The following is a 26,809-nucleotide window of genomic DNA, read 5'->3' on the forward strand; positions in this document are numbered from 1 at the left end:
GATTCGCTCATATCGATCACGGCTCACGACCCGGCGTTGACGTTGGCGAAGACGACGGCGGCGACCGCCAGGACCAGGGAACCGGCGAGCAGTGCGCTGAGGTAGGTCTGCACGTTGCCGGTCTGGGCGCGGCGGACGGCGGTGCCGAGCCAGCGTGCGCCGGTGGCGGAGCCGCGTACGTAGGTGTCGACGACCTCGCGGTCCAGGAAGCGGACGAGGCTCGCCGCGGCCTGGACGGGGCGGACGAACAGCGCCGCGTAGAGGGCGTCCAGGTGGAAGCCGGTGGCCGCGTGCCGGTGGAGGGGGCCGAGCAGCAGCCGGCCGGGGTCGGCAGGGTCGGGGGCGTCACCGGTTTCGCCGTAGGCGGCGGTGCGGGACTCGATGGCCTCGATCTCGACGAGCGCGGGTTCCTCGTCGGGGTGGGCGACGACCGCGCCCATGGGGGTGCGGTCGGCGAGGGCTGTCGTGTGGCGCCAGGCTCCGTAGGTGACGAGACCGCCGACGAGGCCGACGCCGGTGGAGAGGACGGCTGTGGTCAGTGACGGGGTGAGGCTGTGGCCGTCGAACCAGTCGCCGATCACGCCGACGGTGAGTCCGAAGGCGATGGTGGGGATGGCCAGTACCCACAGGACCGAGGTCATGGCGGCGGGTTGCCTGCCGTGGTCGGGTGCCTCGGCGCCGCGGCCCCGGAAGGCGAGGAGCCAGAGGCGGGTGGCGTACGCGGCGGTGAGGACGGCGGCCAGGAGTCCGGCGACGAGGACGGTCCAGCCGGCGGCGGCCGGGGCGACGTGCCGGTCGCCGAGGGCGGTGTGCTCGGCGGCGACGAGGACGGCTTCCTTGGAGAAGAAACCGGCGAAGGGAGGGATGGCGGCCAGCGCGAGGAGTGCGACGGTCATCGTCCAGTAGGCGTCGGGGATGCGCTTGGCGAGGCCGCCCATGCGGGACATGGCGGCCAGCGAGTTGGTGCCGGCGGCGTGGATGACGACGCCTGCGGCCAGGAAGAGGACGGCTTTGAACGCACCGTGCGAGAGCAGGTGGAACACGGCGGCGCCCCGGTCACCGACGGCCAGGGCACCTGACATGTAGCCGAGTTGCCCGATCGTGGAGTAGGCGAGGACGCGTTTGATGTCGTCCTGGGCGAGGGCGGCAAGCCCGGAGCCGACCATCGTGACGGCGGCCATGGCGGCGAGGACGACGAGCGCCGCGCCCGAGGCGGCGAAGACGGGGAGGAGCCGGGCCACGAAGTAGATACCGGCGGCGACCATCGTCGCGGCGTGGATCAGCGCGGAGACGGGGGTGGGGCCGGCCATCGCGTCGGGCAGCCAGGTGTGCAGCGGGAACTGCGCGGACTTGCCGGCGACACCGGCGAGGAGGAGCAGCGCGATCAGGGTGGGGTGGTCGAGGCCGCCGTGGGCGACGGAACCGAGGATGCCGGTGATGCGGAAGGTGCCCGTGTCGGCGGCGAGCGCGAACAGTCCGATGAGGAAGGGGACGTCACCGAGCTTGGTGACCAGGAACGCCTTGAGGGAGGCGGCGCGAGCCTCCGGCGTCTCCCAGTAGTGGCCGACCAGGAAGTACGAGCAGATGCCCATGATCTCCCAGCCGACCAGCAGCACCATCAGGTCGCCGGAGTAGACGACGAGCAGCATCGCGGAGGTGAAGAGGGAGACGAGGGCCGCGTACGAGGGGTAGCGGGGGTCGTCGCGCAGGTACGCCGTCGAGTAGATCTGCACACAGCTCGCGACGAGGGCGACCAGGACGGCGACGAGGACCGCGAAGCCGTCCAGGTGCAGGGCGAGGTCGATCGGGACGGAGCCGGTGGGGGTGAGCTGGGTGGCCGCGTCGATGGCCCGGCCGCCGCCCTGGCGTGCGGCGATGACGGCGGCGATGACGAGGGAGGCGAGGGCGGGCAGTACGGCGAGCGGGCGGACGAATTCGGGGGCGGTGCGTCCGAGCAGGAGTCCGGCCGCGGCTCCCAGGAAAGGCAGGAGGGGGACGAGGACGGCGAGGGTCGTGGTGGTCACGGAGTGGCCTCTGCCTTCTTTGCCTTCCCTGCCGGAGCAGTGGCCTGGTCTTCGGTGCCGGATTCGGTGCCGGCGCGGTCGGTGCCTTCGCCTTCTCCGTCGGGGACCGTCTCGGCCTCGTCGGTCTCGGCGGTGTCGCGGAGGCGGTCGACGGCGGAGCTGCCGCGGTTGCGGTACACGGCGAGGACGATGGCCAGGCCGATGCCGATCTCCGCCGCCGCGATGGCGATGGTGAACAGGGTGAGGGCCTGGCCGGAGTGCAGGGCGTCGCGGAGCCAGACGTCGAAGGCGACCAGGTTGAGGTTGACGGCGTTGAGCATCAGCTCGACGGACATCAGGACCAGGATCGCGTTGCGGCGCGCGAGCACTCCGTAGAGCCCGGTGCAGAAGAGGAGGACGGCGAGCACTGCGGGATAGGCGAGGTGCATCAGCTCTTGTCCTCTCGGCCCCTGCGGGACAGGACGATCGCGCCGACCAGGGCCGCGAGCAGGAGAACGGAGAGCGCTTCGAAGGGAAGCACCCAGTGCCGGAAGAGGAAGGCGCCGGTGGCCTCGGTGGAGCCCTGGGCCGGTCCGTCGAGCTCGATCCAGGTGGTGCGGAAGGCGTCCACGACGACCCAGACGAGGGTGCCGGCCGCCGCGACGGCCACCGCGAGGGCGGCCCAGCGGTTCTCCGAATCTGCGTCCGGGGAGCGGCCGATGGGGGCTCTGGTGAGCATCAGGCCGAACAGCAGGAGGACGACGACGGAACCGACGTAGATCAGTACCTGTACCCAGGCGATGAACTCCGCCGTGAGCAGGAGGTATTCGACGGCGAGGCCGCCGAGCGCGACGATCAGCCAGAGGGCGGCGTGCACCAGCTGTCTGGTCGTGACGGTGACGAGGGCGGCGCCGAGGGTGGCGATGCCGACGAGGACGAAGGCGATCTCGATGCCGGCCGGGGAGAGGAAGCCGGGGTGGTCGCCGGCGGCGGCGAGGACGGAGGCGGCTCCGGTGGCGGCTCCGATGGCTGTCGTCACTCCGGTCCCTCCTGTCCCTCCTGGGCGGCCTGCTGCTCCGCGGCTTCCTTTTCGCGCTGGGCCCGGAGTTTGTCCGCCGTCTTACGGGCGGCGGCGATCTCCTTGGGTTCCTCGGCCCCCGGGTCGAGCGCGGGGGGCTCGGGCACCGTCCACATCCACTCGCGGAGCTTGTCGCGCTCATGGGTGAGTTCGAGGATGTCCGTCTCGGCGTACTCGAACTCCGGTGACCAGAACAGCGCGTCGAACGGGCAGACCTCGATGCAGATCCCGCAGTACATGCAGAGCGAGAAGTCGATGGCGAAGCGGTCCAGCACGTTGCGGCTGCGTTCGCGGCCGCCCGGGGCCGCGGCGGGCACCGTCTCCTTGTGGGAGTCGATGTAGATGCACCAGTCGGGGCACTCACGGGCGCAGAGCATGCAGACCGTGCAGTTCTCCTCGAACAGCGCGATGACACCGCGCGATCGGGGAGGCAGTTCGGGCTGCACGTCCGGGTACTGGGCGGTGACGGTCTTCTTCGTCATCGTCCGCAGGGTGACGGCGAGGCCCTTGGCCAGGCCTGCGCCGGGGATCGGGGGCACTAGTTGATCGCCACCTTCACGATGCCGGTGAGCGCGATCTGCGCGAGAGCGAGCGGGATGAGCGTGGTCCAGGCGAGCTTCTGCAACTGGTCCTCGCGGAGCCGGGGGTAGCTCACGCGCAGCCAGATGACGATGAAGGCGAGGATGCCGGTCTTCAGGAGCGTCCAGACCCAGCCCAGTCCGTCGGCGCCCAACGGGCCGTGCCAGCCGCCGAGGAAGAGGACGGTGGTCAGTCCGCACAGCACGACGATGCCCGCGTACTCGGCGAGCAGGAAGAGCGCGAAGCGAAGGCCGGTGTACTCGGTGTACGCGCCGAAGATGATCTCCGAGTCAGCGACCGGCATGTCGAACGGCGGGCGCTGGAGTTCGGCGAGTCCGGCCACGAAGAAGACCAGGGCACCGATGATCTGCCACGGCAGCCACCACCACTCGAAGGCGTCGAGGATGCCGGGCAGGGAGACGGTGCCCGCCGCCATCGCCACGGAAGCGGCGGCCAGCAGCATCGGCAGCTCGTACGCGAGCAGCTGGGCGGCGGTGCGCAAGCCGCCGAGCAGGGAGAACTTGTTGGCCGACGCCCAGCCGGCCATCAGCGAGCCGAGCACGCCGATGCCCATCACGGCGAGCACGAAGAAGATGCCCGCGTCGACGACCTGCCCGACGGCGCCCTCACCCGGACCGATCGGGATGGCGACGAGCACGAGGAGGTACGGGAGCAGCGCGACGGCGGGCGCGAGTTGGAAGACCCTGCGGTCGGCCTCGGCCGGAACGATGTCTTCCTTCTGCGCGAACTTCACGCCGTCCGCGACGAGCTGGGCCCAGCCGTGGAAGCCGCCGGCGTACATGGGGCCCAGGCGGCCCTGCATGTGGGCCATGACCTTGTGTTCGGCCTGACCCACGATGAGGGGGACGACCATGAACACCGCGAAGACGATGACGAGGCGGAGGGCGACGTCCAGTACGTCGTTCACTCGGTATCGCCTCCGGCGCGGGTGTCAGGGGTGTCGGGGGTGTCGGGGGTGCTGGGGGTGCTGGGGGCCTCGGGTGAAGGTTCCGCCCGGGGCGGGGTCTCGGGGGCAGGGGGCTCGGTCTCGGGGGCGGGGGGCTTGCTCTCCCGTTCCGTGGAGTCGTCCGCGGAGTCGTCGAAGGCGGGGCGGGCGTTGTGCCAGGGGGCGTCCGGGGCCGGAGCGGCGCCCGAGGCCGGAGCGGCGTCCGGGGCCGGAGCGGCGCCCGAGGCCGGAGCGGCGCCCGAGGACGCCCCCTTCGCACCCGCATCGGTCCCGGCTGCCCCGGTCCCTGCCGCATCGGTCCCGGCCGCAGCCTTCGCGGCCGCATCCTCCATCGGTGGCTGCTGGCTCGCCGAGCCCTGGGACGCGGTGCGCGTACGACGCGGAGGCCTGGTCCGGGGCGCCGGTTCCGCACCCGCACCCCCATCGGCGCCAGCACCCACACCAGCGCCAGCCACCGCACCAGCACCAGCACTCGCACCAACACCGGCACCGGCGTCCGGGCCGGGCGCGGCGGGTGTGCCGGGCGCGGCGGCCGCGGCGGGCGCGCCGGGTGTGCGGCGGGGCGGGCGGTCGGCCGCCGCGCGGGCCGTGCGGGCCGGGCGAGCGGGGGCAGGGGGGAGCTGGCCCTTCAGAGGGCCCCATTCGTTGGGGTCGGGCACGCCGGGCGGGAGCATCGTGCGGCGCTTCGGGCCGCCGTGCTCCGACTCGCCCGGTTCCTTGGCGCCCGGCCAGGCCTTGGCGACCCGGGCCGCCAGAACGAAGTCCTTGCGCAGGGGGTGGCCCTCGAAGCCCTCGGGCAGCAGCAGCGGAACCAGGTGCGGGTGGCCCTCGAAGCCGATGCCGAACATCTCGTGCGTCTCGCGCTCGTGCCAGGCGGCGCCCGCGTAGACGTCGATCGCGCTGGGCAGCACGGCCGCCTCGTGCGGGACGGTCGTACGGAGCAGGAGCCGGCGGACGCGGCCGCCCGAGGCCGGCAGCGCGGCGAGATGGGCGCATACCCGGAAGCCCGTGCCCGGTTCGTCCACGGCGCTCAGCCAGTCGAAATACGTGCAGCCGAGGCCGTCGCGCGCCGTTTCGAGAGCGGCGATCCAGGCGGCGGGCGGCACGTCGACGGTCAGCAGATCGTAGGCCTGCTCCGCCGTCGCCTCGTCGCCGAAGACGTCGGTGACGGCGTCCGGCAGCCCGTCAAAACTCTCGGCGGCAGTCACTTCCCCTCCCCCGACGCATCCGAAGAGTCCGGTGCCTCCGACGAGCCCGAAGCGTCCGACGAGCCCGGGGCCGGTGGGGCCGGGACCAGGCCGCTGCGGAGCGCGGTGGTGGAGGGGCGGGCGGCGCCGTCCGTCGCGTAGCGCTCGCCCAGCGACTCGCGCGCGATCTTCTCCTGGAGCTTGAGGATGCCCTGGAGCAGCGCCTCGGGCCGGGGCGGGCAGCCGGGGACGTAGACGTCGACCGGGATGATCTGGTCGACCCCCTTCGTCACGGAGTACGAATCCCAGTACGGGCCACCGCAGTTGGAGCAGGCACCGAAGGAGATGACGTACTTGGGCTCGGGCATCTGCTCGTAGAGCCGCTTCACCGCCGGAGCCATCTTGTCCGTCACCGTGCCGGAGACGATCATGAGGTCGGCCTGTCGGGGGCCCGGGGCGAACGGGATCACGCCGAGCCGGATGAAGTCGTGGCGCGCCATGGAGGCGGCGATGAACTCGATGGCGCAGCAGGCGAGTCCGAAGTTGAAGACCCAGAGGCTGTAGCGGCGGCCCCAGTTGAGGACCACCTTCATCGGCTCGGGTGCGAGCCGGGACAGCACGCCCAGCCGCTTGGGCTCGGGGAGGAACGTGGGGACGGGCTCGGGCGCGGGGGCGGCGCCCGCTCCCGCCTCCGGTCCCGGCCGACCTGGGGACGACGGGCTCGTCACGTCCATTCGAGGACGCCCTTCTTCCATGCGTAGAGCAGTCCCACGGCCAGGAAACCGAGGAAGATGAACATTTCCACCAGCGTCGTCGCGCCGTATCCGGGCGCGGCGAAGACGGTCGCCCACGGGAACAGGAAGATCGAGTCGACGGCGAAGATCACGTAGAGGAAGGCGTACACGTAGTAACGGACCTGGGTGTGTGCCCAGCCCTCGCCCACGGGGTCCACGCCGCATTCGTACGTGAGGAGTTTCTCCGGTGTCGGGACGACGGGGCGCAGCAGTCGGCCGGCTCCGAAGGCGACGGCCACGAACAGCACACCGACTACGGCGAGCAGCCCGACGACCGAGTAACTGTGGAAATAGCCCGACGCGAGAACAGCCGGTCCCGGCAGATCGGTCACGCCCGGCAGATCGGTCACGCCCGGCAGGTCGGTCGCGCCCGGCAGAGTCACGTCCGGCAGGTCCGCCACGCCCGACAGGCCCGTCACGTCCGTCACGTCCGCCCCCTCGCTCCCTCAGACCTGTTCAACCCGTTCAACCTGCTCAGCCTGTTCAACCCGTTCGACGATCTGTACGCACGGGAGTCTAGGCCCTGTAAAGGGACGGTAAGCAGTCGCGTCGGGCAACTAGTGGGGTTATCCCTACTTCATCGCCACCCATGAGCCCCATGGCGTCCGGGTGCCGCACCCGGCAGGCTGGGCATATGACCATGAGCCCCCAGGTACCCGACAACGACCGGCCGCCGCCCGTCCGCTCCGCCCTCGACGCGTGGACGTGGAAGGAGATCGCGCATCTCCTCTCCAATCTCCCGATGGCGATCGTCGGGTTCGTCTACACGGTTCTGATGGTCAGCATCGGTGTGGGGCTGGCGGTCACGGTGATCGGGCTGCCGCTGCTCGCCGCCGGGCTGCAGGGTGCGCGGCTGCTCGGCCGGGCCGAGCGGGGCCGGGCGCGGAACCTGCTCGGGGTGCGGATCGACGAGCCGAGCGCGATGGCTCCGGTCCGTCGCGAGGAGGGCTTCTTCGCCTGGCTGTGGTCGAGCCTGAAGGATCCGGTGGGCTGGCGTGCGGCGTTGTACTCCTTCATCCGGCTGCCGTGGGGGGTGCTCACCTTCACGTTGACGTTCGTGAGTCTCTTCGTGCTGTGGCCGGTGCTCCCCTATACGGCACGGCTGATGTCCAACGCGGACCGGGCCATGGTGCGCGGGCTGCTCTCGCCGTCCGACGAGCTGGAACGCCGGATCACGGAGCTGGAGTCGGACCGGGGCGTGGTCGTGGACACCGCCGCCGCCGACCTGCGTCGTATCGAGCGCGATCTGCACGACGGCGCCCAGGCCCGTCTCGTCGCCCTCGCCATGGGGCTCGGTCTCGCGAAGGAGAAGTTGACCGACGATCCGGAGGCCGCGGCCAGGATGGTCGACGAGGCGCACGGCGAGGTCAAGGTCGCCCTCCAGGAACTGCGCGACCTGGCCCGCGGCATCCACCCCGCCGTCCTCACCGACCGCGGACTCGACGCAGCGCTCTCCGCCATCGCCTCCCGCTGCACCGTCCCCGTCACGGTGGGGGTGGATCTGCCGGGGCGGCCGGCGCAGGCCATCGAGGGCATCGCCTACTTCACGGTGTCCGAGCTCCTCCAGAACGTCAGCAAGCACAGCGGGGCGCGTACGGCGTCCGTCGATGTCTGGCGGACCGCGGACCGGCTGCTGCTCCAGGTCACCGACGACGGACGGGGCGGGGCCTCGCTGGACGGCGGTACCGGGATGTCGGGGCTGGCGGAGCGGCTGGGTGCCGTGGACGGCCTGTTCGTACTCGACTCCCCGCCCGGCGGCCCTACGACGGTCACCGCCGAGCTGCCCTGGCGCGACCGGGAGGACGAGAGGGGTGCGACAGGGCCCCGCACGGACCGCCGCGATGCGGTCGAGCGGCGCTGAGGGTGGGGAAAACCCCCGGTCGAAGAGGGATACCGCCCTCATGGTGTGCGGCCCCGCGGGCCAGCATCCTTGAAGTACGGACAGCTTGAGGAACGCAGAGCTTGAGGAACGCGGAGCTTGAAGTACGCACGGCCCGAAATAGGTACGGCCCGAAGTACGCACAGCTTGAAGTGGGCACGGCCCGAAGTACGAACCGCTTGACGTACGCACAGTGGGCACAGCCAGCCAGCCAGCCGCACAGAAGCAGAGAAACGGACGGAACCCATGGCCATGGCATACGGACCTGACACACGGGACCATGAGCGACCGGGAACCGGCTCCGGGGAACGCGCCGGGACGAGGCATGTCGTGCCGGCCTGGCTGCGTGCCCCCGTCGAGGCCCGGACCTGGCGGGAGTTCGTCTATCTGATGCTGAGCTTCCCCATCAGCGTCGTGCTGTTCTGCTTCGCGATCACCATGACGTCGGTGAGCGCGGGTCTGCTCATCACCTTCCTCGGAGTTCCGTTGCTCGCCGTGACACTGGCCGTGTGCCGGGGCTTCGGCGCGGTGGAGCGGGTCAGGGCCAGGAGCCTGCTGAAGCTGGACGTGCCCGCTCCCGCGCGGGTGCGGGGCCGGACCGGTGGCCCGATGTCCTGGGTGGGGGCGGTCCTGAAGAGCGGGGTGTCCTGGCGGCACCTGCTCTACTCGTTGCTGCACTTCCCGTGGGCGGTCTTCGCCTTCTGCGTCTCGCTGACGTTCTGGTCGTGGGGCTGGGCCGCCCTCACCTACCCGTTGTGGCACTGGATCTTCCCCGCGTACGTGGGGGTCAGTGGCATCCAGCTGTACGGGGACGCCACCCACCAGGTCTATCTGGACTCCGGCTTCGAACTGGCGACGACCTGTGCTCTCGGGCTGGTGGTCGTCCTGGTCACCCCGTGGATCATCCGCGGTCTCACCCAGGTCGACCGGCTGATGTTGACCGGGCTGCTGAGCCCGTCCCAGCTGGCCTCGCGCGTCACGGAGCTGGAGTCGGACCGGGGTGTGGTCGTGGACACCGCCGCCGCCGACCTGCGTCGTATCGAGCGCGATCTGCACGACGGCGCCCAGGCCCGTCTCGTCGCCCTCGCCATGGATCTGGGGCTGGCGAAGGAGAAGCTGACGGCCGACCCGGACGCGGCTGCCAAGATGGTCGGCGAGGCGCACGGCGAGGTCAAGGTCGCCCTCCAGGAACTGCGCGACCTGGCCCGCGGCATCCACCCCGCCGTCCTCACCGACCGCGGACTCGACGCAGCGCTCTCCGCCATCGCCTCCCGCTGCACCGTTCCCGTCACGGTCGAGGTCGACCTGGCTTCCCGGCCGGCGCAGGCCATCGAGGGCATCGCCTACTTCACGGTGTCCGAGCTCCTCCAGAACGTCAGCAAGCACGCCCGCGCGACCCGTGCCTCCGTCGATGTGTGGCGGACGGCGGACCGGCTGATGCTCCAGGTCACGGACAACGGCCGCGGCGGCGCCGATCCGATGTCGGGCAGCGGTCTGGCCGGGCTGACCGAGCGGCTGGACGCGGTGGACGGTGTCCTGGTCGTCGACTCCCCGGCCGGCGGTCCGACGACGGTCACCGCCGAGCTCCCGTGGCGCGGCTGACCGGTCCGCCTTCCCCCGGCCCGGCCGCCGGGCGGTCCCGCCCCCGGGTCCCGTCCGGCGGCCGGGCGTTCCGCACCGGCGGTGACGCAACCCTTCAGCGGCTGGTTACGTCACCGCCGGTGCCGGGATGCTGGGATGCTGAACGGCATACGGGCGGGAACAGCGAGCAGTGGGGGAAGAAGCGTCGTGGTGGAGGACAGGGTGCGCGTAGTCATCGCCGAGGATTCGGTACTGCTCCGGGAAGGACTCACCCGGCTGCTGACGGATCTCGGTCATGATGTCGTGGCAGGCGTCGGGGACGCGGAAGCGCTGATCAAGACGGTGGGCGAGCTCGCCGCGGAGGACGCGCTGCCCGATGTGGTGGTCGCCGACGTGCGGATGCCACCGACGCACACCGACGAGGGCGTGCGGGCGGCGGTGCGGCTGCGCAAGGACTACCCCGGGATCGGGGTGCTGGTCCTTTCGCAGTACGTCGAGGAGCAGTACGCCACCGAGTTGCTGGCCGGGTCCAGCCGGGGTGTGGGGTACCTGCTGAAGGACCGGGTCGCCGAGGTCCGGGAGTTCGTGGACGCGGTGGTCCGGGTGGCGCAGGGCGGTACGGCGCTGGACCCCGAGGTGGTGGCGCAGTTGCTGGGCCGCAGCCGCAAGCAGGACGTGCTGGCCGGGCTGACGCCCCGTGAGCGCGAGGTCCTGGGCCTGATGGCGGAGGGGCGGACCAATTCGGCGGTGGCCCGGCAGCTGGTGGTGAGCGACGGTGCGGTGGAGAAGCACGTCAGCAACATCTTCCTGAAGCTGGGGCTCTCCCCCAGTGACGGCGACCACCGGCGGGTCCTGGCCGTGCTGACCTACCTCAATTCCTGACCCGGGGCCCCTGGGCCTCCACTCCTGCCCCGGGCCCCTGGGCCCCCGGACCTCAATTCCTGGCCCGGGGCCGGCCATGAACCCCCTGCCCCGGGCCACCCGGCCCGGCCCCCCGCCCCCGCCCCCGGTTCTGCATTCCTGATTCCGAGCTCCTGATGCCGCCCCAAACTTCTGACACCCTGTCAGGTAGCGGCCGGGGCGCTCCCTGCCGCGTCCGGACGGGCAATCCGGCGACTCGCTCCACGCTGGCTCCAGCGAGGGTCCGACGAGGAACCGGGTGGCTGATGAATCATGACGGAACAGCGCCGAATAGCGTCTCAAAATGCCGTCCATCATGCGATCGGCCAGAGGAAGGCGACCCTTACAGACGTAGGGTGGGGCTCGGGACCGCCGGCGGGCCGGATGGTTCCGAGCCGCCGCGCCGAGGGAGGTCCAGTAAGTGACCAGCCAGGTCAGTAGCCCAGCCGAACAGGCCGATGAGGCCAGTGAGGCGCTCGTAGGGGGACAGCGTGCCCCCCAGTCCGCAGCAGGCAACGGTGACAAAGAGATCCGCCGTCTGGACCGGGTGATCATCCGTTTCGCGGGTGACTCCGGCGACGGCATGCAGCTCACGGGTGACCGGTTCACCTCGGAGACGGCTTCCTTCGGGAACGACCTCTCCACCCTGCCGAACTTTCCCGCCGAGATCCGGGCCCCCGCAGGCACCCTGCCGGGCGTGTCGTCGTTCCAGCTCCACTTCGCCGACCACGACATCCTGACCCCCGGCGACGCACCCAACGTGCTCGTCGCGATGAACCCGGCCGCACTCAGGGCGAACATCGCCGATGTGCCGCGAGGCGCCGAAATCATCGTCAACACCGACGAGTTCACCAAGCGGCCGATGGCGAAGGTGGGCTACGCGACCAATCCGCTGGAGGACGGCTCACTGGAGGCGTACAACGTCCATCCGGTGCCGCTGACCACGCTCACGATCGAGGCACTGAAGGAGTTCGGGCTCCCCCGCAAGGAGGCCGAACGCTCGAAGAACATGTTCGCGCTCGGGCTGCTCTCCTGGATGTACCACCGGCCGACCGAGGGCACCGAGGCCTTCCTGCGGACCAAGTTCGCCAAGAAGCCACAGATCGCCGAGGCGAACGTGACCGCGTTCCGGGCGGGCTGGAACTTCGGCGAGACCACCGAGGACTTCGCGGTCAGCTACGAGGTGGCCCCGGCCTCCCAGACGTTCCCCATCGGCACCTACCGCAACATCTCGGGGAACCTCGCGCTGTCCTACGGACTGATCGCCGCGGGCCGGCAGGCGGACCTGCCGGTCTACCTGGGCTCGTACCCGATCACCCCGGCATCCGACATCCTGCACGAGCTGTCCAAGCACAAGAACTTCGGCGTGCGAACCTTCCAGGCCGAGGACGAGATCGCGGGCATCGGCGCCGCGCTGGGCGCCGCGTTCGGCGGGGCACTCGGGGTGACGACCACGTCCGGGCCGGGGGTGGCCCTGAAGTCGGAGACCATCGGCCTCGCCGTCTCCCTGGAACTGCCGCTGCTGATCATCGACATCCAGCGCGGCGGCCCGTCCACCGGTCTGCCCACCAAGACGGAGCAGGCCGACCTGCTCCAGGCGATGTACGGGCGCAACGGCGAGGCCCCGGTGCCGATCGTGGCCCCGCGGACCCCGGCGGACTGCTTCGACGCGGCGCTCGACGCCGCCCGGATCGCCCTGACCTACCGCACCCCGGTCTTCCTCCTCTCCGACGGGTACCTGGCCAACGGCTCGGAACCGTGGCGCATCCCGGAGATCGACCAGCTCCCGGACCTGCGCGTGCAGTTCGCCGGCGGCCCGAACCACGAGCTGGCCGACGGCACCGAGGTCTTTTGGCCGTACAAGCGCGACCCGCAGACCCTTGCCCGCCCCTGGGCGGTCCCCGGCACCCCCGGCCTCGAACACCGCATCGGCGGCATCGAGAAGCAGGACGGCACCGGCAACATCTCCTACGACCCCGCCAACCACGACTTCATGGTCCGCACCCGACAGGCCAAGATCGACGGCATCGAGGTCCCGGACGTGGAGGTCGACGACCCCGCTCAGGCCCGGACGCTGGTCCTGGGCTGGGGCTCCACCTACGGGCCCATCACCGCAGCCGTGCGCCGGCTGCGCGCCGCCGGGCGCCCCATCGCGCAGGCCCATCTGCGCCATATCAATCCGTTCCCGCGGAATCTCGGCGAGGTGCTGAGGCGTTACGACAAGGTGGTCGTCCCGGAGATGAACCTCGGGCAGCTGGCCACGCTCATCCGGGCCAAGTACCTGGTGGATGCCCACAGTTACAACCAGGTCAACGGCATGCCGTTCAAGGCCGAGCAGCTCGCGACGGCCATCGAGGAGGCCATCGATGCCTGAGACCAACGAACTCCTGACGCTGGTGCCGAAGGCCGAGGCCAAGCAGTCCATGAAGGACTTCAAGTCCGACCAGGAAGTGCGCTGGTGCCCCGGCTGCGGCGACTACGCGGTCCTCGCCGCCGTGCAGGGCTTCATGCCCGAGCTCGGTCTGGCGAAGGAGAACATCGTCTTCGTCTCCGGCATCGGCTGCTCCTCCCGTTTCCCGTACTACATGGACACCTACGGGATGCACTCGATCCACGGCCGCGCCCCGTCCATCGCGACCGGCCTCGCCACCTCGCGGCGCGACCTGTCGGTCTGGGTCGTCACCGGTGACGGCGACGCGCTCTCCATCGGCGGCAACCACCTCATCCACGCGCTGCGCCGCAACGTGAACCTGAAGATCCTGCTGTTCAACAACCGGATCTACGGACTCACCAAGGGCCAGTACTCCCCGACGTCCGAGATCGGCAAGATCACCAAGTCGACGCCGATGGGCTCGCTGGACTCCCCCTTCAACCCGGTGTCGCTGGCCATCGGCGCGGAGGCGTCCTTCGTCGCCCGTACGGTCGACTCCGACCGCAAGCACCTCACCGGTGTGCTGCGGGCGGCGGCCGACCACCCGGGCACGGCGCTGGTGGAGATCTACCAGAACTGCAACATCTTCAACGACGGCGCGTTCGAGGTCCTCAAGGACCGGGAGCAGGCGCAGGAGGCGGTGATCCGGCTGGAGCACGGGCAGCCGATCCTCTTCGGCGCCGACAGCTCCAAGGGGGTCGTCCGGGATTCGCTGACCGGTGATCTGTCGGTGGTCGCGGTCACCGAGGAGAACCGTTCGCAGATCCTCGTCCACGACGCGCACGCCGCGAGCCCGAACACCGCGTTCGCGCTGTCCCGGCTCGCCGACCCCGACACCCTGCACCACACCCCGATCGGGGTGCTGCGCAGCGTCGAACGGCCGGTCTACGACACGCTGATGGCCGATCAGCTCGACACCGCCATCGAGCAGCAGGGCAAGGGCGACCTCGGCGCCCTGCTCGCGGGCAAGGACAACTGGACGGTCGTCGGCTGAGGCCCGCCCGCCCTGTGCGGTGACGCCGAGCGGCCCCCGGGAACGGTCCCGGGGGCCGCTCCGCGTCGCCGAACGGGCAGACTTCCGGTGCGGCCCGGCGATTGCGGACCGTGTGGCGTCCGTCCGCCGCTCACCATGGGGCCATGGCCCTGGACCGCCCGGCGTACCGCATCAAAAGACAGCTGCTCGGCAAGCCGCTGACCAGCCGGCACATCAGCGACGAGAAGCTGGACAACCGCACGGCCCTCGGGGTGCTCGCATCCGACTGCATCAGCTCGTCCGCGTACGGCTCCGAGGAGATGCTCCGGGTCCTGGTGCCCGTCGTCGGTGCCGCGGCCTTCACGCTGCTCATGCCGGTGACGTTCGCGATCCTGCTGGTCCTGCTGCTGCTGACGCTCTGTTACAGCGATGTGGTGACGATCTACACCCGGGCGGGCGGATCGTACGTGGTCGCGCGGGAGAACTTCGGTCCGAACGTCGCCCAGGTCGCCGCCGTGGCGCTGCTCGTCGACTACATCGTCACCGTCGCCGTGCAGGTCTCGGCCGGCACCAACGCCCTCATCTCGCTCGCGCACCTGGCCGGCGACGAGTTCACCGGCCTGGACCATCTCCAGCTGCCGGTCTCCGTAGCAGTGATCGTGCTCCTCGCGTACGGGAACCTGCGCGGGGTCCGTGAGGCGGGCCGGCTGTTCGCACTGCCCGCCTACCTCTTCATGGCCGCCATCGGCCTGGTCATGGTGGCCGCCGCGCTGCGCGGGCTCACCGGCCATCTGCCGCACGCCGATCTGCACGCCGCCGGGGTGGTACCGCTCGGCACGCCGGGTGACGGCTGGGCCTACGGCGCCTCGCTCTTCATCGTGCTGCGCTCGTTCGCCAACGGCGGCTCGTCCCTCACCGGGCTCGAAGCGATCTCCAACGGCATCTCGGCGTTCCGGGAGCCGCAGGGCCGCAACGCGCGCCGCACCCTCATCACCATGAGTGCGGTCCTCGGTGTGCTCGTGCTCGGCGTCTCCACGCTGGCGCACTTCACCCACGCCGTCCCGTACGCCGACGGCACGCCGACCGTCATCGCGCAGGAGGCCCACCTCGCCTTCGGCAACGGGGTCGTCGGCACCGCCGGGCTGGTCTTCGTGCAGCTGGCCACCGCGCTGGTCCTCTACACCGGTGCCAACACCCCGTTCACCGGCTTCCCCTACCTCGCGAGCTTCGTCGCCGAGGACCGCTTCCTGCCGCGGGTGCTGACCCGGCGCGGGCACCGCCTCGCGTTCTCCAACGGCATCATCGCGCTGACCGTCGTCTCCCTCGCGCTGCTGCTGGTGACCGGTGCCAGTGTGGACAAGCTGGTGGCGCTGTACGCGATCGGGGTGTTCACCGCGTTCACCATGGCGGGGGCCGGCCTCGCCGTCTACCACCTGCGGCGCCGGGAGCGGTTCCGCAGGCCGAAGATCGCGCTCAACGGGCTCGCCGCGGTCACGTCGGCGGCCGTTGTACTGATCTTCGCCGTCACCAAGTTCACCGAGGGCGCCTGGCTGGTGGTCGTGGTCTTCCCGCTCGGGGTGTGGGGGCTGATGCGGATCAACCGCGAGTACCGCCGCGAGGCCACCGTGCTCCAGGGCATCCAGGCGCCGGGCGCCGACAGGGCGGTATTCCGCCACCATCTGGTCATGGTCCTCGTCGAGGCTCTCGACCTGGCGACGCTGAAGGCCCTGCGGTACGCCCACGAGCTGCGCCCCGACGAGATCCGGGCGGTGCACTTCTCGATCGACGAGGCGTACGCCGGGCGGCTGGCCGCCCGCTGGGAGGCGACGACGGCCACCTCCGTGGCACTGGAGCTGGTGGAGTGCCCGGACCGGCGGCTGCGCCACGCCATGAAGGAGCTGGCGTACCGCACCACCGAGGACGAGGAGACCTGGCTGACGGTCCTGGTGCCCTGGCGGACGTACAGCAACGCGCTCGGCAAGGTGCTGCACCGGGGCACGGGCGAGAAGATGGCGAAGACGCTGGCGCAGCTGCCGCACGTGGTGGTGACGATCCTGCCGTTCGACGTCTCGCGGGAGCTGCGGGCGCTGGAGCAGCGGCGTCGGCACCGGCCCGGCTGAGTGCGGGCCCCGCGCTCAGCCGGCCCCGCTCTCCCTGCGCGCGTCGTACGCCGTGCGCGCCGCGTCCACCGCGTCCAGCTGCCGTTCCGACCAGCGCGCCAGGGCCCATACCTGCTCGGCGGCCTCCCGGCCCATGTCGGTGAGGGAGTAGTGGACCCGGGGCGGGATGACCGGCTGGGCGTCCCGGTCCACGAAGCCGTCGCGCTCCAGCGTCCGCAGCGTCTGCGTCAGCATCTTCTCGCTGACCCCGCCGACCTCGCGGCGCAGCTCGCTGAAGCGGTACGAGCGCTCCAGCAGCGCGGCGAGCACCAGAACGCCCCAGCGGCTGGTGACGTGTTCGAGCACCACCCGGGACGGGCACACCGGCTCCCGCACATCCGGCCGTCGCTCATCAGGCCGTCGCTCCACGGGTCGTACGGGTCGTACGGGCTGCCGCTCCACGCTTCGTACGCTCATGCAAGTACCTTACTTCAAAGTGGGTACTTTCATTTGGTTAGTGTCTCTCCTAGGGTGAGTACCAGAACGCATGAACAGCCACATGAGTACATAAAGAGGAGCAATACCCCATGAGCATCGTCGTCACCGGAGCCACCGGAGCGCTCGGCCGTCTCGTCGTCGAGCAGCTGCTGAACACCGTCCCCGCGAGCGAGATCGTCGCCGTCGTCCGCGACAAGGAGAAGGCCGCCGCCCTCGCCGCCCGCGGCGTCGAGCTGCGGATCGCCGATTACGACCGGCCCGAGACGCTGACCGGAGCCTTCGCGGCCGGCGACCGGGTGCTGCTGATCTCCGGCAACACGGTCGGCAGCCGGGTCTCCCAGCACTCCGCGGTCATCGACGCGGCGAAGGCGGCGGGCGTGGCGCAGCTCGCGTACACCGGCATCCTGGGCGGCCCCGACGCGGACTTCGTGCTGGCCGACGAGCACAAGGCGACCGAGCAGCTGATCCTCGACTCCGGGCTGCCGTACACCTTCCTGCGCAACGGCTGGTACACGGAGAACTACACCGCGAACCTGGCCCCCGTGCTCGCGCACGGCGCCGTTGTGGGCAACGCGGGCGACGGCAGGATCGCGGCCGCCTCCCGTGCCGACTACGCGGCGGCTGCCGTCGCTGTCCTGACCGGCGACGGCCACCTCAACAAGGCCTACGAGCTGAGCGGCGACACCGCATGGTCGCTCGCCGAGTACGCGGCCGAGGTCGCCAAGGTGTCCGGCAAGGAGATCGTCCACAACGACGTCCCGGCCGCCGCCCACCAGGAGATCCTGGTCGGCGCCGGACTGCCCGAGGGCTTCGCCGCGATCATGGTGGACGTGGACGAGGCGATCCGGCGCGGGCGGCTGGCCGGCACCAGCGGCGACCTGGCCCGGCTGATCGGCCGCCCGACGACTCCGCTCGCCGAGAGCGTCAAGGCAGCGGTCGCCGCCCAGTAGGACACACGCACGGAGCACGACAGGACCACCCCCCGGGTCACGCACGGGAACACGACAGGACCACCCCCCGGGCCACGCACAGGAACACGACAGAACCAACCCCCCGGGCCCGATGTCATGACCGTCAGGCAATACGGCTATGACACCGGGCCCGGTCGGCGCTACCTTCGTCTGGCCGACGAAGCGTCGGACGCGCATCTGCCGGGAGGGCCCGTGAAGGGGACGAACGAAAAGCGGGCCGGGCTCCTGTCCGGCTTCGGCGCCTACGGACTGTGGGGCCTGGTCCCGCTCTTCTGGCCGCTGCTGAAACCGTCCGGGGCGGTCGAGATCCTCGCCCACCGGATGGCCTGGTCGCTCGGCGTCGTCGGCATCGCCCTGCTCGTACTGCGCCGCTGGGCCTGGATCGGCGAGCTGCTGCGGCAGCCGCGGAAGCTGGCGCTGATCACCGTCGCCGCGGTCGTGATCAGCGTCAACTGGGGCCTGTACATCTGGTCCGTGAACCACGGACATGTCGTCGAGGCATCCCTCGGCTACTTCATCAATCCGCTGGTCACCATCGCCATGGGCGTCCTGCTCCTGAGCGAGAGGCTGCGTCCCGTGCAGTGGGTGGCGGTCGCCACCGGCGTGGCCTCGGTGCTGGTCCTGGCGATCGGCTACGGGAAGCCGCCGTGGATCTCGCTGATCCTGGCGTTCTCCTTCGCGACGTACGGCCTGATGAAGAAGAAGGTCGGCATGGGCGGTCTGGAGTCGCTCACGGCCGAGACGGCGGTGATGTTCGTGCCCGCGCTCGGCTATCTGCTGTGGCTGGCCGCGCGGGGCGAGTCGACGTTCACCTACGGAGGCATCGGGCACGCGGCGCTGCTCGCGTCGACCGGTGTGGTCACGGCGGTGCCGCTGATCCTGTTCGGGGCGGCGGCGATCCGCGTACCGCTCTCCACGCTCGGCCTGCTGCAGTATCTGGCGCCGGTCTTCCAGTTCATCCTCGGGATCGTGTACTTCCACGAGGCGATGCCGCCGGAGCGGTGGGCCGGATTCGCCCTGGTCTGGCTGGCACTCGCGCTGCTGACCTGGGACGCGCTGCGGACGTCGCGTCGCACGAGGGTGCAGGCGTCGGCCGCACGGGCAGCCGCGGGGAAGACGGTCGCGACCGGCGCCGAGGATTCCGGTTCCCCCTCCCCCCTGACGACGCCGACCCCCTGACCCCCGCCCCACAATAATTACCTGGTTGCTTTTTTAACTCGGTTACGTTTCCCTGGACCACAAGGAACCGCGACCGAGGAGTACGCATGCCCAACACCACCACCACCGTGCTGATCGTGGGGTCCGGCCCGACCGGACTGACCCTGGCCGTCGATCTCGCCCGGCGGTCCGTCGGCGTACGGATCATCGACAGGTCCCCGCAGTTCCCGCGCAGTTCCCGGGCCAAGGGCCCCAACCCGCGTTCCCTGGAGGTCCTGGAGGACCTCGGGGTCATCGACGCGGTGCTCGCCGCCGGTTCGGCGCCGCTCCCGATGCGCAAGTACCGCGGCGGACAGCCGGTCCACGAGGCGGACCCGTTCGCGGCGGGGCACCCGACACCGGACACCCCCTACGACCGTCCCTGGCTGATCGCCCAGTGGCGGCTGGAGGAGATCCTGCGCGCCCGGCTCGCGGAGTACGGCGTAGAGGTCGAGACCGGCACCGAACTGGTGGGGCTGGCCCAGGACGAGGACTCCGTGACGGCCACCCTCGCCGGCGGCGCGGAGATCGCGGCCCGGTACGTGGTGGGCTGCGACGGCGGCCACAGCGCGGTGCGCAAGCTGCTCGGCGTCCCGTTCGACGGGAAGACCGACGAGCACCAGGTGATGGTCTGCGGCGACGTCGAGGCGAGCGGCCCGGACCGCGGCGTCTGGCACCAGTGGTTCGACGAGGACGGCGCGGTCATGCTCTGTCCGATCCCCGGCACCGCCTCGGGCTGGTGGTTCCAGGCCGGCCCCGAGACGGACGCCTCCGGCAGCCCCGTGCCCCCGTCACTGGAGAGCTTCCAACGCCTCTTCGCCAAGCACACCCACCTGCCCGGCGACCTCCTCACGCGGGCCGCGCTCCTCTCCACCTACCGGGTCAACGAACGCATGGTGGACCGCTACCGGGTGGGCCGGGTGTTCCTGGCCGGTGACGCCGCGCATGTGCACTCCATCGCGGGCGGGCTCGGCATGAACACCGGCATCCAGGACGCGTTCAACCTGGGCTGGAAGCTCGCCCGGGTCGCCACCGGCCGTGCGGCGCCCGAGCTGCTGGACACCTACGAGGAGGAGCGGCTGCCGGTCGCCGCCCACACCCTGGACCTCACCGCGGAGCGACTGCGGGCCACGCTGGAGGCGATCAGGAAGCCCGGCGGAGGCCTCGACTCGGCGGTCACCCCGCAGACCTTCGGCCTGGACAACAGCTACCGCTGGAGCTCACTGGCCACCGGCGGCGGCACCGGCCGGCTGCGCGCGGGCGACCGGGCGCCGGACGCCCCCTGCCGGGACACGGGAACCGGCGCACCGCGTCGACTGTTCGAGGCCTTCGCCGGACCGCACTTCACCCTGCTCGGCTTCGGCGCGGGCAGTACCCCGGCCCTGCGGGCGGCGGCCGCAGCGCACGGCAACGATCTGCGGGCGTACGCGGTGGACGCGGGCACCGCACACGGTCTGGCCGACGAGGGCGGCCGGGCCCGCTCGGCGTACGGCATCGGCCCGGACGAGGACGCCCTGGTGCTGGTCCGGCCGGACAACCACATCGCCCTGATCGCGCCCGCCTCGGACCAACGGACCGTCGCCGAATACCTGAACGGTGAGGCATTGGAGCGAGCTTGAGCGCGCCACAGCGGGTCAATCCAGACGATGACCCACAGCTTATATTTTCCTCACATTTATGACCCGACCCATGCGCACGCCCGGAACGTCCCGCACGCTCCTGCGCACCGCGACCGCCACCGCCGCACTCTCCGCCGTGTCCGTCCTCGCCTGCGGATTCGCTCCCACCGCAGCCGGGGACGACACCGTGCAGACCGTCCACCAGGACGGGCTCGGCCCCGACGGCCCCTGGCTCCGTCTCCAGGAAACGACCCCCGACCGGGACCCCGGGGTCCAGGAGATCTCCCCGAAGCCCGACCCGGTCCATCTCAACGGCAGCCTGCGCCTGGCCATCGCGGCCGGAGAACAGGCCCAGGTCGCGCACTACTTCAACGCGACCTGGACGCCGGAGGCAATTGGGCCGCTGCTGGAAGCGGGCGTCTCGTACTGGGCGTACACGGCGTCCGAAGGCTCCAGCGTGACGAACATCGGCGCCAACCTCCAGTTCCCGGCCTCCTGCGGGGGCTTCACCACCCTGTCGTTCGAACCCGGCAGCAACACCGATGAGCAGGGCGCGGCACTGAAGCCCGACACCTGGCAGAAGTACCGGCTCACCGGCGACTCCGTGGTGCGGACCTCACGTGCCGCGGCGGGCATCCCGGCGGGCGGGGACGCCCCGCTGTCGCACTTCGCCACGGAGTGCGAGGGCGCGTACGGGGTGATCGCGAACATCGGCCGGCTCGGCGACCCGAACGGCACTCTGAACACGTACGTCGACAACATCACCGCCAAGGGCACCATCTGGGACTTCGCGGTCACCGGCCGCGCATCGGCCGCACTCACCGTCCCCGAGGAGATCAAGGCGGGCGACGGCCCCCGCCCGGCCGACGCCTCCTACACCAACCCGGCGGACGGCCCCGAGTACCAGGGCATCGGCACGCATCTGACGCTCAAGGGCCCGGCCGGCCTGACGGCGGACCGGCTGACCGTCACATCCGAAGGCTCCGAAGTCCCGCTGACGCAGCAGACGGACGGCTCGCTCACCGGCGAACTGCGCACCAACCTGCGGGCGGGCGGCACTCTGGAGCCGGGCGGGAAGGCGGGCGCCGCGTTCACCCTGGCCGCCGCCGAGGGCGCCCCGACGGGCCCGCTCGACGTGACGACCGAACTGACCGTCACCGTCGACGGCACCGACGGCCCGGTACGCACGGGCATCAGCGCCACCGACCACAGCCGGATCACCGCCGCCGGCAAGGGCCCCAGCCCGTCCCCCTCCCCCACGCACCCCCACCACCCCAAGCCCACCCCGCCCGGCCACGGCAACGGGCACTGGGGCGGCGGCCACGGCACCGGCGGCGCGCCCCTGCCCGACGGCCCGGTCGACGCGGGTGACGGCTCCACGGCGCTGACCGGCGCCGGCTACACCGGACTCTCCGGCCCCGCACTGGCGGTCGGCGCGGCCGGCCTGCTGGCAGCGGTGGCCGCCACGTTCGGCGGACTCCGCACGGCGCGGCGCCGACGCGGTTGAGCTCCCGCACCCTGCGGGAACAGTCGCCCCGGCGGCTGTTCCCGCGCCTGACCGTGGCGGCCGGCCTGGTCCCGGCCGCCACGGCGGCGCTGGTCCTGCTGCTGGGCTCTCCCCTCGCGGACCCCGGCCCCCGCACCGGCGCCGCTGCCCGGTCCGGCTCCGCGCCCACCTCCTCGGCCCCCCTCCCCCCTTCCCGCCCCGTCCGCGTGGTCATCCCCGAACTCCGGGTCAGCGCACCCCTGGTGGACCTGACCCTGGACGCCCGGGGCAAGCTCGGCGTGCCGGACCCGGCGGACCGCAACCTGGCGGGCTGGTACCGGGACGGCGTGACCCCGGGCTCCCCCGGCAACGCGATCGTGGTCGCCCACGTCGACACGCCCACCGGCCCCGCCGCCTTCGCCGGACTCGACGCGTTGCGGCCCGGAGCACGGGTCGACGTGAGCCGGGCGGACGGGACGGTGGCGACCTTCCGCATCTACGCGATCGACGAGTTCGAGAAGAGCCACTTCCCGAGCAACCGCGTCTACGGGGCGACGAAGGACGCCCAGCTCCGCCTGCTCACCTGCGGCGGCGTGTACGACCGCAGCGCGGGCGGCTACCAGTCCAACGTGGTGGCCTTCGCCCGCCTGACGTCCGTCCAGGCGCCGGAAACGCCCACGCCCCCACCCCTTCCGGGAAAGAATGACTCGCATGCCTCTTGACTGGAAAGTCGTCATCGACGCGGCAGACCCGCACGCCCAGGCCGCCTTCTGGGCCTCGGCCCTCGGCTACGAGATCGAGGACAACAGCCCCCTGATCGAACGCCTCCTGGCGGCCGGAGCCGTCCCGGAGACCCTCACGACCACGGCCCACGGCCGCCGCGCCTGGCTCGACCTGGCCGCGGCCCGCCACCCGGACGACCCCTACGACCAGGAGAGCGGCACGGGCCACGGCCGACGCCTCCTGTTCCAACGCGTCCCGGAACCCAAAACGGTGAAGAACCGCCTCCACCTGGACCTCCACGCCGGCCCGGACCGCCGCGACGCCGAGGTGACCCGGCTGGAGGGCCTGGGCGCGACGGTGCTCCGCCAGGTCGCGGAGCCGGGCGGCACGTGGACGGTGCTCGGCGACCCGGAGGGCAACGAGTTCTGCGTGCAGTGACCCAGCGGTCCTGCCAGGTCCCGGAGCGTCACCGAGGGCGTGTACCGTGCACGGGATGAGGCTCAACTCCCGTCGTGGCTGCGCCGCGTTGCTGCTCACGGTCGCCGTCCTCGCGGGCTGCACATCGGAGCACGGGGCGCCGGGCGGCGCCGCGAAAGGCGGCGGCGCCGCCCCCGGCGCGACAGAGAGCGGCGCGGCCTCTCCCGGCACGAGCGGGAAGCCCTCGGCCAGTCCGTCTCCCCGGCCGGAACGCACCGGGGCGGGCCCGTACCGGCCGGGCGATTGCGTCGAGCTCAAGGACGGCGTGACGAAGGTCGGCTGTGACCGGCCGCACGAGTACGAGGTGACGAAGTCCGCGTCGTTCCCGTCGTCCGTTCCGGACAACTACCCGCCGCCCGTGCAGAAGTACGCCCGCCCCCGCTGCGACGCCGCCGTCCCCGGCTATCTGGACAGCTCCGACTGGGAGGCCAGCCGGCTCGACACGGTGGCGTTCTGGCCGACGGAGAAGCAGTGGAAGAACGGCGACCGGTGGTTCGCCTGCCTGCTCGCCGAACGCAGCCCGGAGAACGAGCCCGTGCGCCGGAAGGGCTCCCTGTACGCCGCCCTCGCTCACGGCCTCGGCACCCTGCAGGCCTGCCTGAAGGGCGAGCCGGAGCCGGGAGGACCGAACGACGTCATCCCCTGCGACGAACCGCACCGCACCGAAGCCGTTCCCGGCGTCGTGGACCTCGGTGACCCCGCAGGCCCGGCGCCCAGCATGGACGAGATGCTCCAGCGGACCAAGGACCGCTGCCCTGACGCGGTCAAGAAGTACCTGGGCGGCGACAAGCCGGACGTGGATCCGCACTGGCTGTCCCCCAGGCCCGACCAGTGGTCGAGCGAATACCACACCTCCATCTGCTACGCAGTGTCGAAGAAGGCGCACACCGGCTCGCTGGCGAGCGGCTGACCGGTGCGCGCCCTTTCACGTCCGGCCCCCGTGCTCCGCGTCCTGGTGCCGCCTGCGTAACACCCGGCAGTCGGTCTCCCGACTGGCGTCCTTTTCGCCCCTCGCCACAGCCTCGGCCAGGTCGAACTCCTGGCACTCCGGGCATTCGACGGAGCCGGGGGTGCGGTCGGGACCACTCGGGGCACTCACGCCACCTCACCCCGGCTCCTGGCGTTCTCCCGCGCGGTTCTGGCACCGAGGCGCTCGGCGGGGGTGGCGATGCGGACACTCTCGGGCAACGCCTCCCACTCGGCGCCGCCCTTTGCCGGGCGCAGCATCCAGTAGGGGCCGGCGACTCCGCGGAACTCCCCCACCCGGTCACGTTCAGGGCGGCTGACGTCCGCCACGAGTGTGCCGGGGGGCGGGGGCTGCGTAAGTTCCTGCGTCTTCGGCGGACCGTTCTCTGCGGACACGGTCACTCCTCTCCGTAGTCGTTCCACTACCAAGGGGATTGAGCGTGGCCTAGAGTTGGGGTGTCTTCAACTTGCAGTAGTCGTACGGAGAGTTGGGCGGGAACCCGTGAACCGCAAAGAGCTGGAACCGGAGAGCTCCCCCGCCGCAGCATTCGGGGAACGTCTTCGCACGTTGAGGGACGAACGCGGCTGGACACAGGACGAACTGGCAGAGCGCACGGGATACTCGGGGACTCACATCTCGGCTGTCGAAACTGGCCGCCGATCCCCAACTCCCCGTTTTTCGAACAGCATCGACAAGGCCTTTGGCACAGGCGACCAGTTCGAGCGCCAGGGCCGTGCCGTACGCCACACAGCCTTGCTGGAAGGGTTCCCGGAGTACGTGGGGCACGAGGGTCGCGCTGCGGAGATCCGGCTCTACGAGGTGGGTGTCATGCCCGGCCTGCTCCAGACACCGGAGTACGCAACAGCTCTCGCGGAGAGCGCAGTCAGGCGGGGGGCCATCACGCCCGACCAGGCACGCGAGCGGGTGGACCTCGTCGCGGCACGGCAGGCGATGCTCATCCGTACACCTCCACCCCTGGTGCTGGTGGTACTCGACGAGAGCTGCATCCGTCGCCCGATCGGCGATCCCGCCGCCATGGACGCCCAGTTGGCGCGGCTGGTGGAGTTCGCCGAGCTGCCGACCACCGTCCTCCAGATCGCGCCGTTCGCCATGGGTGTGCGCCGCCCCTTCGACCTGCCCGTCTACGTGCTGACACTGCCGGACCGCCAGCTGATGTCGTACGCCGAGTCGACTCAACAGGGCCACCTCGAACGGGAAAGTACGTTCGTACTGCCTCTGCTCACGGCCTACCATCAGCTACAGGCTGAGGCGCTCTCCCAGTCGGCATCTGTGGCCATGATCGAGCAGTTACGAAAGGGCACTCCGTGACGACCGAATCCCCCCGCTGGTACACCTCCTCGTACAGCAACAACGGCGGCGCATGCGTAGAGATCGCCGCCAACCTCGTCGCCACCCGCGGTGTGGTCCCCGTCCGTGACTCCAAGAACCCGGCCGGCCCGGTCCTGGACCTGTCCGCCGCCGCGTTCGCCACCTTCGTGACGGGCATCAGGCGCGGCGACCTCGGCTCCCTGCGCTAACGAGCCGCGCAGACGGGGAAGCCGAGCGGCCCGAGCTCCGCCTCGGGCCAGTCCGACCCCGCGTAGGTGTCGGCCTCCTCGCCGCTCACAGAGATCCCGCTGCCGCTCTGCCGGCCGATGTGGCGGGCAGCCATGCCGTCCCCCGCCGACTGGAGGACCTGGAGCTCGGAGCGGCCGTCGTGGTCGGTGTCGGTGACCCACACCCCGAACACGAAAGCCGACTGCCCCATGCGGATGGTGGCGGTCCGGTCGCTGCTCAGGTCGCGGGCGAGGGGCCCGTGGCGCACCTCATGCACCAGCATGTTGTCCCGTGGGCTGTCGCCCGAGTCGCGCTGACTGTAGAAGAGCGCCAGATCGAGGTACCCGTCACCGTCGAAGTCACCGAAGGTTCCCCGGGTCGCCATGCCGTCCTTCGGTGCACCACGCAGCTTCTGCCAGAAGCCGAGGGCAGCGCCGACGCCGACGGTTGCGGTGCGGTGATCGCCCCTCTGAAAGGCCACTGAGCCGGCACCGTCGCGGTTCAGGTCGCGGATCTCGTCCAGGCGCCCGTCCGCGTCCACATCGGCGCGCAGCGTGGTGGTGCCGAAGGCGCATATGGCCATGGGCGCATGGTTGCCCGGTGCGGGCCCGGCGACCAGAGGAAGCCATAAGCCTCCGACGATCACGCAGAGACCGGCTCCGGCAGCCGTGACGAGCCGACGCCGACGCGAGCGCTGCCGCTGCCGCAGCAACGCGAGCTCTTCGCCGAGCGTGGACCGGCGCTTCGGAGCTACAGGCAGGGGCATGACATGACCCTAGACCGCGCTCTGCCGGCCGACCGTGGGACGGGCGGTCCTAGGGCCGGTGTGGAGTTGTCCCGCGG

The 26,809-nt window shown here is 71.1% G+C and carries 26 protein-coding genes; 15 read left to right on the forward strand and 11 right to left on the reverse strand.

Translation table 11 applies throughout. The features are described 5' to 3' along the window. Positions 1-23 precede the first annotated feature (23 nt). The 8 genes from ACFVJX_RS24480 to ACFVJX_RS24515 are packed head-to-tail and all read right to left on the reverse strand — an operon-like array spanning position 24 to position 6,940. A complete protein-coding gene (locus ACFVJX_RS24480; RefSeq protein ID WP_384123365.1) occupies positions 24-2,024 on the reverse strand; it encodes an NADH-quinone oxidoreductase subunit L in 2,001 nt (666 codons plus the stop codon). Then, entirely contained in the window at positions 2,021-2,452 is a 432-nt protein-coding gene (gene nuoK, locus ACFVJX_RS24485; RefSeq protein WP_384123367.1) for an NADH-quinone oxidoreductase subunit NuoK, read from the reverse strand. Before nuoK ends, ACFVJX_RS24480 begins: the two co-directional genes overlap by 4 nt. Beyond that, positions 2,452-3,042, reverse strand: a complete 591-nt coding sequence (locus tag ACFVJX_RS24490; protein WP_384123369.1) for an NADH-quinone oxidoreductase subunit J — start codon at positions 3,040-3,042, stop codon at positions 2,452-2,454. The genes nuoK and ACFVJX_RS24490 overlap by 1 nt, the downstream gene beginning before the upstream one ends. After that, on the reverse strand, positions 3,039-3,620 hold the full coding sequence (locus ACFVJX_RS24495; RefSeq protein ID WP_384123370.1) for a NuoI/complex I 23 kDa subunit family protein: 582 nt from the start codon (positions 3,618-3,620) through the stop codon (positions 3,039-3,041). The genes ACFVJX_RS24490 and ACFVJX_RS24495 overlap by 4 nt, the downstream gene beginning before the upstream one ends. Further along, the gene (locus tag ACFVJX_RS24500; protein ID WP_384123372.1) at positions 3,620-4,588 is read right to left on the reverse strand and encodes an NADH-quinone oxidoreductase subunit H; all 969 of its coding nucleotides are present in this window, start codon (positions 4,586-4,588) and stop codon (positions 3,620-3,622) included. Before ACFVJX_RS24500 ends, ACFVJX_RS24495 begins: the two co-directional genes overlap by 1 nt. Then, complete coding sequence (locus tag ACFVJX_RS24505) at positions 4,585-5,835, reverse strand: NADH-quinone oxidoreductase subunit C (protein ID WP_384123374.1); 1,251 nt, start codon at positions 5,833-5,835, stop codon at positions 4,585-4,587. The genes ACFVJX_RS24500 and ACFVJX_RS24505 overlap by 4 nt, the downstream gene beginning before the upstream one ends. Next, a complete protein-coding gene (locus ACFVJX_RS24510) occupies positions 5,832-6,548 on the reverse strand; it encodes an NADH-quinone oxidoreductase subunit B (protein ID WP_384123376.1) in 717 nt (238 codons plus the stop codon). The genes ACFVJX_RS24505 and ACFVJX_RS24510 overlap by 4 nt, the downstream gene beginning before the upstream one ends. Next, on the reverse strand, positions 6,539-6,940 hold the full coding sequence (locus tag ACFVJX_RS24515; RefSeq protein WP_384123400.1) for an NADH-quinone oxidoreductase subunit A: 402 nt from the start codon (positions 6,938-6,940) through the stop codon (positions 6,539-6,541). The genes ACFVJX_RS24510 and ACFVJX_RS24515 overlap by 10 nt, the downstream gene beginning before the upstream one ends. A 302-nt stretch (positions 6,941-7,242) precedes the next feature. On the opposite strand from ACFVJX_RS24515, the gene ACFVJX_RS24520 reads away from it, so the two are divergent. The 6 genes from ACFVJX_RS24520 to ACFVJX_RS24545 all read left to right on the forward strand — a co-directional run bounded on the left by ACFVJX_RS24520 (position 7,243) and on the right by ACFVJX_RS24545 (position 16,492). Next, on the forward strand, positions 7,243-8,469 hold the full coding sequence (locus ACFVJX_RS24520; protein ID WP_384123378.1) for a sensor histidine kinase: 1,227 nt from the start codon (positions 7,243-7,245) through the stop codon (positions 8,467-8,469). 264 nt (positions 8,470-8,733) lie between these two features. Further along, positions 8,734-10,089 carry a sensor histidine kinase gene (locus ACFVJX_RS24525; RefSeq protein ID WP_384123379.1) on the forward strand — a complete coding sequence of 452 codons (1,356 nt, stop codon included), beginning with the start codon at positions 8,734-8,736 and terminating at the stop codon, positions 10,087-10,089. 201 nt (positions 10,090-10,290) lie between these two features. After that, positions 10,291-10,950, forward strand: coding sequence for a LuxR C-terminal-related transcriptional regulator (locus tag ACFVJX_RS24530; protein ID WP_384195342.1), 660 nt, complete (start codon positions 10,291-10,293; stop codon positions 10,948-10,950). 439 nt (positions 10,951-11,389) lie between these two features. After that, on the forward strand, positions 11,390-13,342 hold the full coding sequence (locus tag ACFVJX_RS24535; protein ID WP_384136521.1) for a 2-oxoacid:acceptor oxidoreductase subunit alpha: 1,953 nt from the start codon (positions 11,390-11,392) through the stop codon (positions 13,340-13,342). Continuing rightward, positions 13,335-14,393 carry a 2-oxoacid:ferredoxin oxidoreductase subunit beta gene (locus ACFVJX_RS24540; protein WP_384136519.1) on the forward strand — a complete coding sequence of 353 codons (1,059 nt, stop codon included), beginning with the start codon at positions 13,335-13,337 and terminating at the stop codon, positions 14,391-14,393. Before ACFVJX_RS24535 ends, ACFVJX_RS24540 begins: the two co-directional genes overlap by 8 nt. Positions 14,394-14,536: 143 nt before the next feature. Beyond that, entirely contained in the window at positions 14,537-16,492 is a 1,956-nt protein-coding gene (locus ACFVJX_RS24545; RefSeq protein ID WP_384136517.1) for an APC family permease, read from the forward strand. A 15-nt stretch (positions 16,493-16,507) separates the two neighbouring features. Here ACFVJX_RS24545 and ACFVJX_RS24550 read toward each other — a convergent pair whose 3' ends face one another. Further along, positions 16,508-16,948, reverse strand: coding sequence for a winged helix-turn-helix transcriptional regulator (locus ACFVJX_RS24550; protein WP_384136515.1), 441 nt, complete (start codon positions 16,946-16,948; stop codon positions 16,508-16,510). A gap of 110 nt (positions 16,949-17,058) precedes the next feature. On the opposite strand from ACFVJX_RS24550, the gene ACFVJX_RS24555 reads away from it, so the two are divergent. From ACFVJX_RS24555 to ACFVJX_RS24585, 7 genes are all read left to right on the forward strand, one after another. Next, positions 17,059-17,919: an SDR family oxidoreductase gene (locus ACFVJX_RS24555; RefSeq protein ID WP_384136513.1), complete on the forward strand. Its 861-nt coding sequence runs from the start codon at positions 17,059-17,061 to the stop codon at positions 17,917-17,919. 213 nt (positions 17,920-18,132) lie between these two features. Continuing rightward, positions 18,133-19,119 carry an EamA family transporter RarD gene (gene rarD / locus ACFVJX_RS24560; protein ID WP_384136511.1) on the forward strand — a complete coding sequence of 329 codons (987 nt, stop codon included), beginning with the start codon at positions 18,133-18,135 and terminating at the stop codon, positions 19,117-19,119. A gap of 86 nt (positions 19,120-19,205) precedes the next feature. Next, positions 19,206-20,756 carry an FAD-dependent monooxygenase gene (locus ACFVJX_RS24565; RefSeq protein WP_384136510.1) on the forward strand — a complete coding sequence of 517 codons (1,551 nt, stop codon included), beginning with the start codon at positions 19,206-19,208 and terminating at the stop codon, positions 20,754-20,756. A 70-nt stretch (positions 20,757-20,826) separates the two neighbouring features. Continuing rightward, positions 20,827-22,263: a hypothetical protein gene (locus ACFVJX_RS24570; protein ID WP_384136508.1), complete on the forward strand. Its 1,437-nt coding sequence runs from the start codon at positions 20,827-20,829 to the stop codon at positions 22,261-22,263. Further along, complete coding sequence (locus ACFVJX_RS24575; RefSeq protein ID WP_384136506.1) at positions 22,260-22,964, forward strand: class F sortase; 705 nt, start codon at positions 22,260-22,262, stop codon at positions 22,962-22,964. Before ACFVJX_RS24570 ends, ACFVJX_RS24575 begins: the two co-directional genes overlap by 4 nt. After that, positions 22,945-23,403 carry a VOC family protein gene (locus ACFVJX_RS24580; protein WP_384136504.1) on the forward strand — a complete coding sequence of 153 codons (459 nt, stop codon included), beginning with the start codon at positions 22,945-22,947 and terminating at the stop codon, positions 23,401-23,403. The genes ACFVJX_RS24575 and ACFVJX_RS24580 overlap by 20 nt, the downstream gene beginning before the upstream one ends. Positions 23,404-23,458: 55 nt before the next feature. Beyond that, positions 23,459-24,352 carry a septum formation family protein gene (locus ACFVJX_RS24585; protein ID WP_384136502.1) on the forward strand — a complete coding sequence of 298 codons (894 nt, stop codon included), beginning with the start codon at positions 23,459-23,461 and terminating at the stop codon, positions 24,350-24,352. A gap of 185 nt (positions 24,353-24,537) precedes the next feature. On the opposite strand, the gene ACFVJX_RS24590 is transcribed toward ACFVJX_RS24585, so the two are convergent. After that, positions 24,538-24,804 carry a hypothetical protein gene (locus ACFVJX_RS24590; RefSeq protein WP_384136500.1) on the reverse strand — a complete coding sequence of 89 codons (267 nt, stop codon included), beginning with the start codon at positions 24,802-24,804 and terminating at the stop codon, positions 24,538-24,540. A gap of 106 nt (positions 24,805-24,910) precedes the next feature. Between ACFVJX_RS24590 and ACFVJX_RS24595 the strand changes: the two genes are divergently transcribed. Then, positions 24,911-25,738, forward strand: a complete 828-nt coding sequence (locus tag ACFVJX_RS24595; protein WP_384136498.1) for a helix-turn-helix domain-containing protein — start codon at positions 24,911-24,913, stop codon at positions 25,736-25,738. Further along, positions 25,735-25,947, forward strand: a complete 213-nt coding sequence (locus tag ACFVJX_RS24600) for a DUF397 domain-containing protein (RefSeq protein ID WP_384136496.1) — start codon at positions 25,735-25,737, stop codon at positions 25,945-25,947. The genes ACFVJX_RS24595 and ACFVJX_RS24600 overlap by 4 nt, the downstream gene beginning before the upstream one ends. Here ACFVJX_RS24600 and ACFVJX_RS24605 read toward each other — a convergent pair. Next, complete coding sequence (locus ACFVJX_RS24605; protein ID WP_384136494.1) at positions 25,944-26,549, reverse strand: hypothetical protein; 606 nt, start codon at positions 26,547-26,549, stop codon at positions 25,944-25,946. The genes ACFVJX_RS24600 and ACFVJX_RS24605 overlap by 4 nt on opposite strands. Positions 26,550-26,809 lie beyond the last annotated feature (260 nt).

Origin of the sequence: Streptomyces sp. NPDC127177 (assembly GCF_042672475.1) — a bacterium.
GTDB lineage: Bacteria > Actinomycetota > Actinomycetes > Streptomycetales > Streptomycetaceae > Streptomyces.